11 protein-coding genes are annotated in these 14,770 nt (G+C 38.9%); 4 read left to right on the top strand and 7 right to left on the bottom strand.

The features are described from left to right. Positions 1 to 68: 68 nt before the first annotated feature. Both BV902_RS24760 and BV902_RS24755 read right to left on the bottom strand, forming a co-directional pair. The gene (locus BV902_RS24760; RefSeq protein WP_046671593.1) at positions 69 to 536 is read right to left on the bottom strand and encodes a nucleoside triphosphate pyrophosphohydrolase family protein; all 468 of its coding nucleotides are present in this window, start codon (positions 534 to 536) and stop codon (positions 69 to 71) included. Between the two features lie 94 nt (positions 537 to 630). Beyond that, positions 631 to 2,247, bottom strand: coding sequence for a pseudouridine synthase (locus tag BV902_RS24755; RefSeq protein ID WP_075994196.1), 1,617 nt, complete (start codon positions 2,245 to 2,247; stop codon positions 631 to 633). 242 nt (positions 2,248 to 2,489) lie between these two features. On the opposite strand from BV902_RS24755, the gene BV902_RS24750 reads away from it, so the two are divergent. After that, a complete protein-coding gene (locus BV902_RS24750; protein ID WP_075994195.1) occupies positions 2,490 to 3,302 on the top strand; it encodes a lytic transglycosylase domain-containing protein in 813 nt (270 codons plus the stop codon). Between the two features lie 106 nt (positions 3,303 to 3,408). Here BV902_RS24750 and BV902_RS24745 read toward each other — a convergent pair whose 3' ends face one another. Next, positions 3,409 to 4,062: a LolA family protein gene (locus BV902_RS24745; protein ID WP_075994194.1), complete on the bottom strand. Its 654-nt coding sequence runs from the start codon at positions 4,060 to 4,062 to the stop codon at positions 3,409 to 3,411. A 1-nt stretch (position 4,063) separates the two neighbouring features. Next, on the bottom strand, positions 4,064 to 6,799 hold the full coding sequence (locus tag BV902_RS24740) for an FtsK/SpoIIIE family DNA translocase (RefSeq protein ID WP_075994193.1): 2,736 nt from the start codon (positions 6,797 to 6,799) through the stop codon (positions 4,064 to 4,066). A 276-nt stretch (positions 6,800 to 7,075) separates the two neighbouring features. Between BV902_RS24740 and BV902_RS24735 the strand changes: the two genes are divergently transcribed. Then, entirely contained in the window at positions 7,076 to 7,585 is a 510-nt protein-coding gene (locus tag BV902_RS24735) for a GNAT family N-acetyltransferase (RefSeq protein ID WP_075994192.1), read from the top strand. A gap of 152 nt (positions 7,586 to 7,737) precedes the next feature. On the opposite strand, the gene tyrS is transcribed toward BV902_RS24735, so the two are convergent. Beyond that, on the bottom strand, positions 7,738 to 9,021 hold the full coding sequence (gene tyrS / locus BV902_RS24730) for a tyrosine--tRNA ligase (RefSeq protein WP_075994191.1): 1,284 nt from the start codon (positions 9,019 to 9,021) through the stop codon (positions 7,738 to 7,740). Positions 9,022 to 9,124: 103 nt separating this feature from the next. Between tyrS and BV902_RS24725 the strand changes: the two genes are divergently transcribed. Together BV902_RS24725 and BV902_RS24720 are read left to right on the top strand one after the other, a co-directional pair. Then, the gene (locus tag BV902_RS24725; protein ID WP_075994190.1) at positions 9,125 to 9,808 is read left to right on the top strand and encodes an ACP phosphodiesterase; all 684 of its coding nucleotides are present in this window, start codon (positions 9,125 to 9,127) and stop codon (positions 9,806 to 9,808) included. Positions 9,809 to 9,888: 80 nt separating this feature from the next. Next, on the top strand, positions 9,889 to 11,583 hold the full coding sequence (locus BV902_RS24720; protein WP_075994189.1) for an amino acid permease: 1,695 nt from the start codon (positions 9,889 to 9,891) through the stop codon (positions 11,581 to 11,583). Between the two features lie 88 nt (positions 11,584 to 11,671). Here BV902_RS24720 and rlmF read toward each other — a convergent pair whose 3' ends face one another. Both rlmF and BV902_RS24710 read right to left on the bottom strand, forming a co-directional pair. Continuing rightward, on the bottom strand, positions 11,672 to 12,583 hold the full coding sequence (gene rlmF, locus BV902_RS24715; RefSeq protein ID WP_075994188.1) for a 23S rRNA (adenine(1618)-N(6))-methyltransferase RlmF: 912 nt from the start codon (positions 12,581 to 12,583) through the stop codon (positions 11,672 to 11,674). A gap of 77 nt (positions 12,584 to 12,660) precedes the next feature. Beyond that, positions 12,661 to 14,607, bottom strand: coding sequence for a KUP/HAK/KT family potassium transporter (locus tag BV902_RS24710; RefSeq protein WP_075994187.1), 1,947 nt, complete (start codon positions 14,605 to 14,607; stop codon positions 12,661 to 12,663). Between the last annotated feature and the right edge of the window lie 163 nt (positions 14,608 to 14,770).

Below are 14,770 nucleotides of genomic sequence, written 5' to 3'. Positions count from 1 at the left end.
CAAAGGCTTCTCTAAAGAAGCCTTTGCTGTTTACCTACAAAAAATAGGGTACGATCACCATCTTTTATTTAGCCCTCAACAATCGTTTTTAGATCGGCTGGAGAGTAATTGATAGATTTTAACGTTTTATTGTCGGCTGTTCTGAATACCAGGAATTTGCCATCAACTTCTTTATAATAGGATTCTACGCCTTTTAATTTATAGTGCTCCTGTGTAGCGATGGCTTCTGCTTCGTCTTTACATGCCTTGCTCATATTGGAACGTTGAACTTCATCAAAAAGAGCTGAGAATTTATCTTTTAAACCAAATTCTAATACCGCTCCAGCAAGTACATATTGAATGTCACATAGTGCGTCTGCAATCTCTACCAAATCCTTATCCTGGATGGCTTCTTCTAATTCTTTTAATTCCTCAGCGATCAACGATACCCGTAAGGCACATCTTTGTTCAGATGGAATCGTAGGGGTGTCTAGGATTGGATGTTGGAATGTTTTATGGAATTCCGCAACGGATGAAAGTGTTTTCGGATCAGTCATATTCTTTGTTGTTTTATTTGAAAGAGCAAATATAAAAAATAAAGGACGGTTAACTGAATGACCGTCCTTTATTTTTATTTATCTTCTTAAGCGATTAAATCAGGTGCTTTAATTGCACGATTTCACGTTCCTCTAAATATCTCCAGCGGCCACGTGGAAGATCTTTTTTCGTTAAGTTTGCATAAACCACACGGTCCAATTTAACGACTTCATATCCTAATGACTCAAAAATACGACGTACGATACGATTTTTTCCTGAGTGGATTTGGATGCCAACCTCACGTTTTGATCCACCTTGAACATAGCTCAAGTCATCGGGTTTGATTACACCATCTTCTAATTCGATGCCAAAGCTGATTTTGTTAAAATCACCTTGTGTAAGGCTTTTGTTTAACTCGACATTATAGATTTTGCTGATGCTGTTGCGCGGGTGTGAAAGTTTTTCAGCAAGACTACCATCATTTGTCATTAAAAGAAGTCCCGTCGTGTTTCTGTCAAGACGACCAACAGGATAGATTCTTTCTTTTGTCGCTTTAGAAACTAGTTCCATTACGGTATGACGCTCCTGAGGATCATCTGTAGTCGTGATATAATCTTTTGGTTTGTTCAACAAAACGTAAACATTTTTTTCACGTTTTAATCGTTCGTTGTTGTAACGGATTTCATCTGTTGCAGGATCTACCTTAGTACCCAATTCTGTAACAGGTTCTCCATTTACCCAAATGACACCAGCAGTGATAAGCTCATCAGCTTTACGTCTTGAACAAATACCAGCATTGGCGATGTAACGGTTTAAACGAACTAAGCCATCATCCTCTGCATCCTCTGCTTTTTTCTTTGGACGTTTAATATATTGTTTATCACCAAAGTTTTTGTTGTCATCAAAATTTCTACTTCTTTCGCCATCAAACTTTCTGTTAGAAGGTCTTGAAGAGTCATTTCTGTCTGAACGTTTGAAACTGTCTCTTTTATCAAAAGAACGCTCCGATCTATCAAAAGATCTTGGAGTGTCATTTCTATCTGAACGTCTGAAGTTATCTTTTTTATCGAAAGAACGCTCTGAACGGTCAAAAGATCTTGTGGAATCACTTCTGTCTGTACGTTTGAAGTTATCTTTTTTATCGAAAGAACGCTCTGAACGGTCAAAAGATCTTGAGGAATCATTTCTGTCTGTACGTTTGAAGTTATCTTTTTTATCGAAAGAACGCTCTGAACGGTCAAAAGATCTTGAGGAATCATTTCTGTCTGTACGTTTGAAATTATCTCTTTTATCAAAAGAACGCTCTGAGCGGTCAAAAGATCTTGAAGAGTCATTTCTATCGGAACGTTTGAAGTTATCTTTTTTGTCAAAAGAACGTTCTGATCTATCAAATTTATTGAAGGAATCTTTTTTGTCAAAAGATCTTGAAGAATCATTTTTATCAAATGAGCGGCCTCCTCTACCAAAGGATTTTTCTGAATTATCTTTTGAACGGAAGGAATTGTTCTCTCCTCGGAAGGGAGGTTTGTCTGAGAATTTTTTAGATCCGAATGATCTGTTCTCACGATTATCATCTTTTCTGAAAGAACCTCTTTCAGATTGGTCATTCGACCCATATGATTTTTTTCCGAAACTATTGTTCTTATCGCCTCTAGATTTGAAGCTATCTGAGTTGCCTCGTGACTTTCTGGAGTTGTCATCACGACTGTTCCTTTTATTGCTGAATGGCATTGTGTTTTGCTAAAATGTGAACCACAAAGTTAGGTATAATTTTGGGTTTTGCGAAAAAATCCTTATCTTTTTGTCTTTTCTTGAATTTGTTGCGTTTTTACGCCAAAAAAGCCACTTTAAGTTGTCTGTAATGTAACTATTTGTTTTTTAAATAAATAGTGTTTACCTTTGTACCCTTGAATTTGAACCAAGCTATTTTTTGATCGATTGGAGTCGTGGATAGGATAGCATTAAGGGAGTGAATGATAAGAAAGAAAGTTTTATGTAGTAGTTTGATTTTGTTTGCTTTATTGCTGTCAAAATTATACTCAACCCCACACAACAACGCTTCAAACGGCGATAAGATCGTTGAACCGAAGCTCGTAGTAGTTCCCGCTCATCATGGGGACGAAGAAGAAAAAAAAGAAAAAAGCAATTCGTTTGAATCTTATATGAATTCATTGACATTTGCCGAAGATTCATTACCGATGGATCGTCCGCTTGTGGAAAGTAAATTGCGCAAATTTTTCAATCGATTCTCGTTTAAAAAAACAGGATCATACGATATGCACAAAAAGGCAGAGACCTATTTGCCTATGATCGCAAAGATCCTTAAATCACATGGTATTCCGGAGGATTTTAAGTATATCCCCTTAGTGGAAAGCGGGCTTAGTAAAGCTGTTGTTTCATCTAAGGGAGCTGGTGGTTATTGGCAGTTTATGCCAGCAACAGCGCGATTGTATGGATTGAAAGTCAATGGTACAGTAGATGACCGGAAAGACCTTGTTAAATCTACACATGCTGCTGCCAGATACTTGAAATACCTGTATGCCCAATTTGGAAACTGGACCTTGGTAGCTGCAGCATATAATGTCGGTGATGGTAGTTTAAGAGGTTCTATAAGGAGACAAAAAAAGGACGACTATTTTGCATTGAAATTGAATAATGAAACGGGTTCGTATGTGTACAAACTTGTTTCAATGAAGGAAATTATCGAACATCCGCAAAAGCATGGTTATTCGCGTTATGCAAACAAAGAAAGCGAGACCTTGGATAAGGAACCCAATATGCTCTAAAATTGCGTCAAGTACAATAACGATTAAAGTAACATAAAAAAGGCTTTCCATAATGAAGCTTTTTTATGTTACTGCGTTTAATCAGTGTTATGGCGTCGATAGATTTTTATCTTAAATCGACGATTTCAAAACCTTTGTAATCATTTTTGTTGAATACAAATAGACTACCTGAAAGCGCTTTATTGCCTTCTTGCGAAGTTAATGTATAGGTATAGCGATTACCACTTTTATCAAAAACGGTCGTATCATAGATCAGGTTGCTTGCCTTATTGATACGCAGCTTTATCTTTGAATAGTTTTTTTTGCTATCGAGCGGACTTAATTCAACGACACTTAGCGTAAGTCCCTTTACCTTTTCAGTATTGGTCAAGGTATATTTAAAACCGCTGGTGTAGAAGCTGAATATGTTTGTTGGATTGATCTCGTTGGTCGAATTGCTTGCTTCTGAGATTTCCACTTCCTTTTCGGCTTTCATGATATTCCACTGTGTCTTGGAATCCGATATCAATACTTGATTTTTGGTATTGACCTGGTACTTGTTGTTACTCTTGTCCAGGTATATTGTTCCAGCGTCAGTATGTGAACCACCATTAGCTTGTTTAATAGCTAATGAGAAGTTGGCCTGTATTGTTTTGTATGCATTGTACTTTTGGCTTACTTTCGTCAGTAATGCTTTAGCAGTGGCATCATTTTGTGCATAACTGTTTTGGCTGTATGCAATAATTAGCAAACCTACCATAAACCACAATTGTTTTTTCATCTTAGTTGTCCTTTCTTAACGTCTCCAAAAATTGTTCTAATGAATACTCATCTGGATAAAGTACCTCGCGGGCCTTACTTCCTTCAAATGGACCTACAATTCCAGCAGCTTCCAATTGATCGATGATTCGTCCAGCTCTGTTATAACCCAATTTTAATTTACGTTGGATTAATGACGTAGAGCCTTGCTGATGCATGACAATCAATCGGGCAGCTTCTTCGAACAACTGATCGCGGTCTTTGGGATCAAAATCCACGCTACCAGAACCATCTCCGTTTTCGTCTACGTATTCCGGAAGCATAAATGCCGAAGGGTAGCCTCGTTGTGCACCGATGTAGTCGGAAATTTGTTCAACCTCTGGCGTATCAACAAAAGCACACTGAATACGTATCAAATCACTTCCAGTCGCTAGAAGCATGTCACCTCGACCGATCAACTGATCTGCACCGCCTGTATCTAGAATGGTCCGTGAATCGACTTTCGATAACACACGGAATGCGAGACGTGCAGGGAAGTTGGCCTTGATTGTACCGGTAATGATATTGACAGAAGGACGTTGGGTTGCAATAACCAAGTGAATCCCTACCGCACGGGCCAATTGTGCCAATCGTGCAATCGGTGTTTCGACCTCTTTTCCTGCTGTCATCATCAAGTCGGCAAACTCATCAACAATAAGAACGATATATGGTAAGAATCGATGACCCTCCTCAGGGTTTAATCTGCGATTGATAAATTTTGCATTATATTCCTTTAAATTCCGTACCTGCGCATTTTTTAACAAATCATAACGTTGATCCATTTCTATACACAGAGAATTTAAGGTGTTGATGACCTTCTTCGTATCGGTAATAATTGCATCTCCGTCGTCAGGCAATTTTGCTAGGAAGTGGCGCTCTACTTTTTTGAATAGTGAAAGTTCCACTTTCTTAGGGTCAACAAGAACAAATTTTAGTTCAGCCGGATGCTTTTTATACAGTAAAGAGGTCAGAATGGCGTTGATACCTACTGATTTACCTTGTCCGGTCGCTCCCGCAACTAGAAGGTGAGGCATTTTAGCTAAATCGGCAATATAGACTTCATTGGAAATTGTTTTACCTAAAGCAATCGGGAGATCCATGTCTGTTTTCTGAAACTTCTCCGTAGCAAGTACTGATCGCATGGATACCATTTCCGGACTGGAATTTGGTACCTCAATACCGATTGTTCCCTTTCCAGGCATAGGTGCAATAATCCGTATACCCAATGCCGCAAGACTTAAGGCAATGTCATCTTCCAGATTTTTGATTTTTGAAATCCGCACACCTGGTTTTGGTATAATTTCATACAAAGTTACCGTTGGACCTATAGTTGCTTTGATACTTTCGATCTCGATACTGTAGTTTCTCAGGGTATCAACAATCCTGTTTTTGTTCGCTTCGAGTTCCTGTTGATTGATGGTAATTTTACCACCACCATAGTCCTTCAATAAATCCAATGCCGGATGTTGGTAGCCAGAAAGATCCAATTTTGGATCATATTGTCCGAATTGGGCTACAAGGTCACTGGCAGTAATCTCTTTTTCCTCTTTGATATCCTCAACCACCAGACCTGGTATTGCATCAGGTTCGATGGCAGCTTCTGGCTCTTGTTGAGGTTCTGCTTCAATTTTAGGTGTTTGATATTCTCGGATTAGCGGTAAGTCTTCCGCTTCAAATTCTTCATTCGGCTGATCAATGGTGAAACTGATTGAAGGTGTATTCTCTGTTCGTTCAAGCGGACTGTCGTCGAACGAGAGCACCACTTTGTCTTTCGGATCAATTTGTACTTCAGGTACGGGGTGATGGGTAAAAGCAGGACGCTGAAGTTCTTCCTGCACATCTTTTTCACGAGCAGATTGAAATCGCTCATTGATTGATGTTGGGCGTTGAAAAGATTCCCGTACAGATTGGATGGAATCATCTTCAATATGAATTTTGTTTCTTAGATTGTGCGGGGCGTATTCATCTTCATCCACTTCGTCCATATCTTCGGAGAATGACTTGGATTTCCTGTTACTGAATAGGACAAATTTAAAATCGAGGTTGTAAAGTAAGATTAATGTCGTCAGGTAGGCAAAAGCCAATATACAGCCAACGCCGACAATACCAACTTGTGCTTCCAGTAATTTATTGGTCCAAAAACCAAATTTCCCCTCGAGCATATGCGGTGTATCGGCCATAAATCCATGTAGGAAGCCTAATGTTACCGAGATAAAAACGATTGCAACAAAAGAATAGACCACAGTACGGTACAATGGAAGTAATGATTTCTTGAACAACAGGCGATATCCTAAAATGAATAATACCGGGATAAAGAGAAAAGATGCGACGCCAAACCATTCGTACATGAATTGGTTGGCAAGCAATGCGCCAAATTTCCCTAGTTTATTATCGACAACGGGTAGATCAACAGCTTCATCATGAATTTCTTCCGTAGATCTAAATAATGTTGACCATCCGCCATTGGTTTTTGCGATATAACTTTGATCGTCTTCCCAAGTAAATAGGTAGGATACGAAAGCGGTCGCAAATGCCAATGAAAGCAAGATCAATAAAATTCCTAATATCTTGACAGCCTTTTGCTGTGCATCAGAATAATCTCTTGGTACACTATTTTTTTGACTTTTTTCTTTTTTAAATGTTGTTGATTCCTTTTGAGGGGCACGTTTGCCGGAAACTGAATTCCCTGTCTGCCTAAATGTATTTCCTTTGTTTGACATTGAAAAGCTCACAATTATACTGCTTACAAACTTAGTTATTTTGATAGTATTTTATAGATGCCGATAGCCTAATTATTTTAAGTTTGTCGTTTTTTATGCATGAATAAATTTAGATGTAGCTAAAAAGCTTGATAGTTATAATGACTAGCAAATACTATGCCCTGCAAATGGGTTTGACCAAAGAATGTGGATATCAATACAGATTGCCACTGTTTTGGTGTATTCTTTGGAGTTGCTGTAAAATATGTAGTTTTACGAATAAAAATAACAGATAGGATGAACAAGTTTGAAATACGAAAAGCGACATTAGCTGATAAAGGACGGATTTGGGAAATTATACAACAAGCAATTGCCCTCAGGAAAGAACAAGGTAGCCGACAATGGCAAGATGGTTATCCGAATGAAGATGTGGTGCAGTCTGATATTGATAAGGGCTATGGGCATGTCGTTGAAGTGGAGGATAGGATTGTAGGTTATGTTGCTATTATTTTTGATGTCGAACCTGCTTATAATGATATTGACGGAAAATGGTTAAGTGATGGTCCTTATGTTGGTATACACCGATTGGCTTCGGCGCAGGATCCGCATATGAAAGGTGTGGGGACGGCTATTATGTCTGGGGTGGAGAAGATCGCGGTTGATCATGGGGTTTATAGTATTAAGGTGGATACTAATTTTGACAATGGAGGAATGTTGCATGTATTCGAAAAGCTGGGATATCAATATTGTGGGGAGGTACATTTTAGAGGGGCTGCACGTAAGGCATTTGAAAAACTATTAAAATAACTTGACCGATTTTTTCAGCGGAGGAGGAAGAACTTTGGATTGTATAAAAAAGCCTTTGAGTTGTTCAAAAGGGACTTTTTTATACTTATGGATTATTAAAATGGAATACTGCTGATTACTTATGGATTATTAAAGTAATATACTGCTGATTACTAATTTGCGATAATCAGGTAATAATTCTTTTTACCGCGTTGTGCAACAATATACTTATTGTTTACAAGGTGATTTTCCGTAACTGACTCTTCAATATCAGTTGCTTTTTCTCGGTTGATAGAAACTCCGCCGCCCTGAAGCATTTTGCGGGCTTCACCTTTGGAAGGGAATACTTGTGTTTGAACAGCTAGTAAATCAAGAATATTGATGCCTGCTGCAAGATCTGCTTTAGCGACCTGAAACTGAGGAATGCCTTCAAATACCTCTAAAACAGCCTCGTGATCTAAGTTGTTCAAAAACTCTAAAGAACCATTACCAAAAAGAAATTCAGAAGTTTTGATCGCAGTTTCGTATGCTTCTTCGGAGTGGGTACGAATGGTGATATCTTTTGCCAGTGCTTTTTGAACTAGACGTAAATGTGGCGCTGCATCATGTTCTGCAATAATAGACGCTATTTCGTCCTGGGGTTTGAGTGTGAAAATTTTGATCCAGTTTTTAGCATCATCATCCGAGGTATTCAACCAAAATTGGTAATATTTATACGGCGAGGTTTTCTTTGGATCTAACCATACGGCACCAGATTCGGTTTTTCCAAATTTCTGACCATCGGCTTTTTTGATTAATTGCGTGGTGATTGCATAGGCAGTTCCCTGATCTTGGCGACGAATCATTTCACTTCCTGTTACAATGTTGCCCCATTGGTCGGACCCACCCATTTGAACTTTACAGTTGTGGTGCTTCCAAAGGTAGTAGAAGTCATAACCTTGAATCAATTGATAGGTAAACTCTGTAAATGAAAGACCATTGTCACCTTCCAAACGTTTTTTTACAGAATCTTTTGCCATCATATAGTTAACGGTAATCATTTTACCGATATCACGGATAAAATCCAAAAATTTAAAATCTTTGAACCAGTCGTAATTATTAACCATTTGGGCGTCATTTTCACCTTCTCCAAATTCAAGAAATTTGCCTAACTGTTTTTTTAGACAAGCTACATTATGCTGTAGGGTAGCTTCGTCCAACAAGTTACGCTCTGCAGATTTGAAAGAAGGGTCTCCAATCATTCCTGTTGCCCCTCCAACTAGGGCAACTGGTTTGTGGCCCGCATTTTGGAAGTGGATCAACGTCATGATCTGCGTCAAGTGTCCTACGTGTAGAGAGTCGCCTGTGGGATCAAAGCCGATATAACCAGCGACTTTTTCTTTATTCAGTAAGTCTTCAGTGCCGGGCATAATATCTTGCAACATGCCTCTCCAACGTAATTCTTCTACAAAGCTCATTGTTAAATGGATTTAATTTTTTAATTTACAAGATGCAAAGATAGGAGATTAAGCGTATATTGAGCGAATAATTCCATATAAAAGCACACGCTAATAAGCTGGTATGAATTTTTTATCACATTTCTATTTTGAGCGGTTTGCGACCAACCCCGAGCGTATTGTGGGTGGACTGTTACCAGATCTGTTAAAAAATGCCGATAAATCTTTTATGCTAAAACCGCGGCAATATGAAGATGAGCTTTTGGACAATCCTTTACTCGAGCAGATGTATATCGGTTGGAACCGTCATATCGAGGTCGATCGCCTGTTTCACAATTCACCTTATTTTTTTCATCATACACATCAACTGAAATTAAAAATCCAGTCTAGTTTAGCGGGGCTGCCTATCCGGCCGTCCTTTATGGCTCATATCGCGTTGGAGCTATTGCTGGATCATATCCTAACACAAAATAAAGCGGTCTCCATCGATAAATTCTACGCTGCACTAATGCATGTCAATGAAGACGCTGTTCGGAAGTTTTTGAAAATTAATCAACTGAATGATATTCCTAAGTTTGAAAAATTCTATCATCAGTTTATTGAGTGGAAGTATATTTATGACTATGCAGAGGTGGAAAAAATTGCAGGTGCACTTTTCAATATTTGTAAACGATTGTGGCGATTTGAAGTTTCAGTGGAGCAAAGACAGCTTCTGACGGAACAGCTGATTTCCTATTTACATACGCAGATGACCGATTATCAGGAAATTTACCAGTATATTCAATATGCGCTGGTGGACTTTAATTAGTCCATCAGAAAATACCAATAGTATAAGACCTTGAAAATATTTATTTTCGCATAATTTTAAGTATCAAAAACTAAATTTACATGTCACATAGACTTTTTCGGAAGAAAAGTGTTGATCAGATTCTGCATGACACCCAAAAAGAGGGGGGGACAGGCCTTGCAAAGGTATTGGGGGTAACAGATCTGGTTTCGTTGGGTATCGCCGCTATTGTAGGGGCCGGAATCTTTAGCACAATTGGATTGGCGAGTTATGAAGGTGGACCAGCAGTCTCACTTCTCTTCGTTTTTACGGCTTTTGCCTGTGTTTTTACAGCATTGGCCTATGCGCAATTTGCCAGTACCGTTCCTGTTTCGGGCTCGGCATACACGTATGCTTATGTGGCCTTTGGTGAATTGTTTGCATGGATTATAGGTTGGGCGTTGGTCTTAGAGTATGCTGTTTCCAATACCGTTATTGCCATTTCTTGGTCGCAGTATTTTGTTTCCATGCTGGAAGGCTTTGGTTTACATATACCAGCTTGGTTATCCATGGCACCGGGCTATGCTTATGATGCTGTAGACAAAATGAATCAACACGGCGCTGCTGCTTTGACCGCAATCGACCAGCATGGTCTGGATGCTTTTAATAGTGCGCCACGGATTGGCGGTGTCCCTATTATTTTTGATTTACCGGCAGGTGTTATCACGTTTTTGGTCACTTGGTTGGTTTACATAGGAATTAAGGAATCGCAGAAAGCCAGTATGGTGATGGTGATGATTAAGGTAGCAATCATCTTGGCTGTCATTTTTGGGGGTATATTTTTCATTAAACCTGAAAATTGGACACCTTTTGCACCGAATGGCCTGAAAGGTGTACTCGGAAGTGTAGCCGCAGTTTTCTTTGCCTTTATCGGATTCGATTCGATCTCCACAACTGCCGAAGAGTGTAAAAACCCACAGCGCGATCTGCCTAAGGCAATGATCTATTGTCTATTGATTTGTACTGTATTGTATGTTGCCATTACCCTGGTCTTGACGGGGATGGTTAACTATACCGAATTAAATGTGAAGGATCCACTTGCTTTCGTGTTTAAATATGTCGGCTTTGACCATATGGCCGGAATTATATCGGTGACCTCTGTGATTGCCATTACCAGTGCTTTGCTGGTGTATCAATTGGCTCAACCAAGAATTTGGATGACTATGAGTCGGGACGGTTTGTTGTGGAAGAAATTCGCGACGATCCACCCAAAATATAAGACACCTTCTTTTGCGACTATTGTAACGGGTTTGGTGGTTGCTATTCCTTCGTTATTTTTTAAAATGGACTTCTTTGTGGATCTAACGAGCGTGGGTACTTTTTTTGCCTTTATCCTTGTTTGTGCAGGTGTATTGTATATGGATTATTCGGGCTTATCTGCAAAATCCAAATTTAAAGTTCCTTACATCAATGGCAAATATTTAGTTGGTGCAGGGCTACTGATCGCTATAGTGCTCATTTTTAGCTATGGGCAAGAGACGATAAAAGAGTGGAAATCGCTCTCCATCCTTGAAATTATAGAACATAAAATGTTGGTCATTATATTTTGGTTAACCTGGCTTGGCCTGAGTATTTATAGCTTTAAAATGAACTTTTCGCTATTGCCTGTCGTTGGTATCCTGATCAATTTGTATTTGATGACGGAATTGGGGGCAAGTAACTGGATAATATTTGTGATCTGGCTCGTAATTGGATTGGCTGTATATTTTATGTATGGCTATAAACATTCAAAGTTAAATAAACAGGCGCAAGTATAGTATAAGAGAAGCGTCGTACAATAATGATCAAAGAAAAGGAGCGATCTGATAAAAGATAGCTCCTTTTCTTTGATCCATTATGGATGTATTAGAATCTCCACAAAAGGATTCGGCTTACCTTATTGCCTTGTTCCATGCGGATCACCTCGGTCTCTTTTACATTTATTTTCTTTAGTTTGTGTTGTAGAAAGCGAATGTCTTCGCGGTGAGCAACTAATGTTGTGAACCATTTTACTTGATCTTTGTGAAATTGACTTTCAAAGATCATGCGTGACAAGAAAGCTTTTTCACCACCATCACACCACAACTCGCTTCCTTGTCCAGAAAATGCTTGTGTTACAGGTTTTTCGTCTATTTTAGCTTCTTTAATGCCTGTAGTCTTACGGATGGACTGCTGTAAAGCCTCGGTTTGAGAGCTAAAAAATGGGGGATTACAGATTACCACATCATATTTCTCACCTGGAAGGATAATATCTTTGAATATGGCTTTCGGGTTATTTTGTAAACGGATTTGTATACTCTTCTTTAAGCTCATATTTGTCCGTGTTATCTCGATTGCATTTTTGTATGCGCTCTTGATAATTTCAGATCCTACAAAGCTCCATCCATACTCCTGATGCCCGATGATTGGGTAGATACAATTTGCACCAACACCGATATCGAGTATATGGATATTTCCACCTTTTGGAATCTCACCATTATTATCCCTTGCAAGCACGTCTGCGATATAATGAATATAATCTGCTCGGCCCGGAATAGGGGGGCAAAGATTCTCTTTGGGAATATCCCAGTGTTGAATGTGGTAATATTTTTTTAGAAGTGCCTTGTTTAACGTTTTAACAGCATCGGGATTGTTAAAATCGATGGATTTTACGTTATAAGCATTTTCTATAACAAAATCTTTGAGCGAAGGTTCGACTTTGCTCAGTTCTTCAAAATTATAGTTATCGAGATGTCTATTTCTAGGGTGTAATTTCTTTTTTGGATTAGCGTCTGCCATGATGTATTATTTGCAACAAAAGTAATGCAATTCTATTGAATAAAAAAGGTGATGCTTGCGCATCACCTTGAGGAGTCTTAATCTTTCCGTATGAGATGGACCTCTGAAGTCTGTGGAAAATTGAGTGGAACCCGCTCAATTGTAACAAAGCTGGAATCTAAACCGAAACCTTTTTCTTCGGACAAACTCATTTTTTTGAGGTAACCATAGATGTCCATAATTACCTTCTCTATCCATGTCATCTGGTTGGTTTTGGAGAGTACTTTTTCCAAAACAACAAACTTAAAGTCACCTGGAATATTGTATTTACGTAAGGTGTCGTATTGACTGGTAATGTCAATTTCACCTTTTTTTACCATTTCCTCAACTACTTTTCTGAACAGCAGACTGATGCGCTGTTCTTCTCTAAAGCCAAGTTTAAAATCAACCCGTATTAACTTACCCGGGATAAGCTGATCGATCGAATACTCTTTTGTATGTGGATGATCCATCACATCAACGTGGACCAGCCAATATACATCCGCACGCTTTGGTTTTTTATTAATAATTGAATAAATAATTTTAGCCTCTATCTCGGATTTGAAATTTGCACTTGTCAGATATACCAAATGTGATGCATATGGGGGAACGGATTTGTCCTCACTCAATTCGGAGATAATGGGGTAGTATTTGTTGATGTTAATGAAGTTAACAAAACGATTTTTAATTTTTCGCGCCGTATACCAGCAATACATTGTTCCAAATAACGCCGTTGCAAGCAAAAGGGTTAACCAACCTCCATGGGCTATTTTGACACCATTTCCTACTAAGAAAGTTAATTCAATTACAAAATAAGCAACTAAAAATATAGCAATTAGCACGCGATTGACCTTTTTCATGGCGAGGAAATATCCCATTAAGATCGTGGTCATCAATACCGTTAAATTGATCGCAAGCCCATAGGCTGCATCCATTCGGCTTGATTCTTCAAAAACCCAGATGACGATCATACAGCCGACCCATAAAATTAAATTGATGGATGGTACATACAATTGTCCTTTATGTTCGCTGGGGTAGCGGATAGCGACTTTAGGCCATATATTCAAACGTACTGCTTCCGAAATTAGGGTATAAGAGCCAGATATCATGGCTTGACTGGCGATGACCGCTGCGATCGTTGCGATAGCGATACCGTAACCGATAAACCAATCGGGCATGATTGAATAGAACGGATTTTCACCCCCTAGGACACGTCCTTCCTGTGTTAATAACCAGGCTCCTTGTCCGAAATAATTTAGTATAAGTGTGATTTTTACGTAGATCCAGCTGATACGGATATTGTTTTTACCACAGTGTCCCATATCCGAATACAATGCTTCGGCGCCTGTAGTACATAAAAATACTGCACCGATCAATAATAGTGAATGGGGATAAGTAATTAAAATATGGAAGGCATAATAAGGGTTGATTGCTTTCATCACTTCTGGTGCGAGGTGAAGATGAGATAAACCAATTACACCAATGATTGTAAACCAAATGGTCATCAATGGACCAAAAACTTTTCCTACTACAGATGTTCCAAATCGTTGAATGATAAACAATAAGGAGATAATCGTAACTACAATAGGTACTGTGGGTAATCCTGGGAATTTGAGATCCAAACCTTCAATAGCCGAGGATATTGTGATGGCAGGGGTAATCATTCCGTCCGCTAATAAGGTCGCCGCACCGATCATCGCCGGAAAAATTAACCAAGGGGCACGCTTGCGTACCAATGAATAAAGGGATAGGATACCACCTTCACCTTTATTGTCCGCCCGGAGTGTGATCCAAACATACTTTACTGTTGTCTGGAGGGTCAGTGTCCAAAAAACACAGGATAGCCCGCCCAAGACTAAGTCTTTTTGAATGGCTCCTTGTCCCATGATTGCTTTGAAAACATACAATGGAGAAGTTCCGATATCTCCAAAAACGATTCCTAAACTGATCAATAATCCGGCGAAACTCACCTTATTGATACTGTTGTGATGACTGTTGTCTGCCATTTATCAATTATTTTATTTCAAAATATACTGCAAAAATATACTTTTTGCCTGTACTTTAAGTAGGTACATTTCCTGCGCCAAATTTTAGCATTTACTTTGACATGCGCAAGAGCTGTTAAAATTTGTTAAAAGAAACTTAGAATGAATCTATTTGCTGAAAAAC

Origin of the sequence: Sphingobacterium sp. B29 (assembly GCF_001952815.1) — a bacterium.
Classification (GTDB): Bacteria; Bacteroidota; Bacteroidia; order Sphingobacteriales; family Sphingobacteriaceae; genus Sphingobacterium; species Sphingobacterium siyangense.
Note: the sequence above shows the minus strand (reverse complement) of the source record. Positions and strands in the feature narration are given on the sequence as shown.

Coding starts and splice junctions, on each gene's coding strand:
- BV902_RS24710 (WP_075994187.1), bottom strand. CDS start 14,607: ATGGCAGACAACAGTCATCACAACAGTATCAATAAGGTGAGTTTCGCC.
- BV902_RS24735 (WP_075994192.1), top strand. CDS start 7,076: ATGAACAAGTTTGAAATACGAAAAGCGACATTAGCTGATAAAGGACGG.
- BV902_RS24750 (WP_075994195.1), top strand. CDS start 2,490: ATGATAAGAAAGAAAGTTTTATGTAGTAGTTTGATTTTGTTTGCTTTA.
- BV902_RS24755 (WP_075994196.1), bottom strand. CDS start 2,247: ATGCCATTCAGCAATAAAAGGAACAGTCGTGATGACAACTCCAGAAAG.
- tyrS (WP_075994191.1), bottom strand. CDS start 9,021: ATGAGCTTTGTAGAAGAATTACGTTGGAGAGGCATGTTGCAAGATATT.
- BV902_RS24740 (WP_075994193.1), bottom strand. CDS start 6,799: ATGTCAAACAAAGGAAATACATTTAGGCAGACAGGGAATTCAGTTTCC.
- rlmF (WP_075994188.1), bottom strand. CDS start 12,583: ATGGCAGACGCTAATCCAAAAAAGAAATTACACCCTAGAAATAGACAT.
- BV902_RS24725 (WP_075994190.1), top strand. CDS start 9,125: ATGAATTTTTTATCACATTTCTATTTTGAGCGGTTTGCGACCAACCCC.
- BV902_RS24760 (WP_046671593.1), bottom strand. CDS start 536: ATGACTGATCCGAAAACACTTTCATCCGTTGCGGAATTCCATAAAACA.
- BV902_RS24745 (WP_075994194.1), bottom strand. CDS start 4,062: ATGAAAAAACAATTGTGGTTTATGGTAGGTTTGCTAATTATTGCATAC.
- BV902_RS24720 (WP_075994189.1), top strand. CDS start 9,889: ATGTCACATAGACTTTTTCGGAAGAAAAGTGTTGATCAGATTCTGCAT.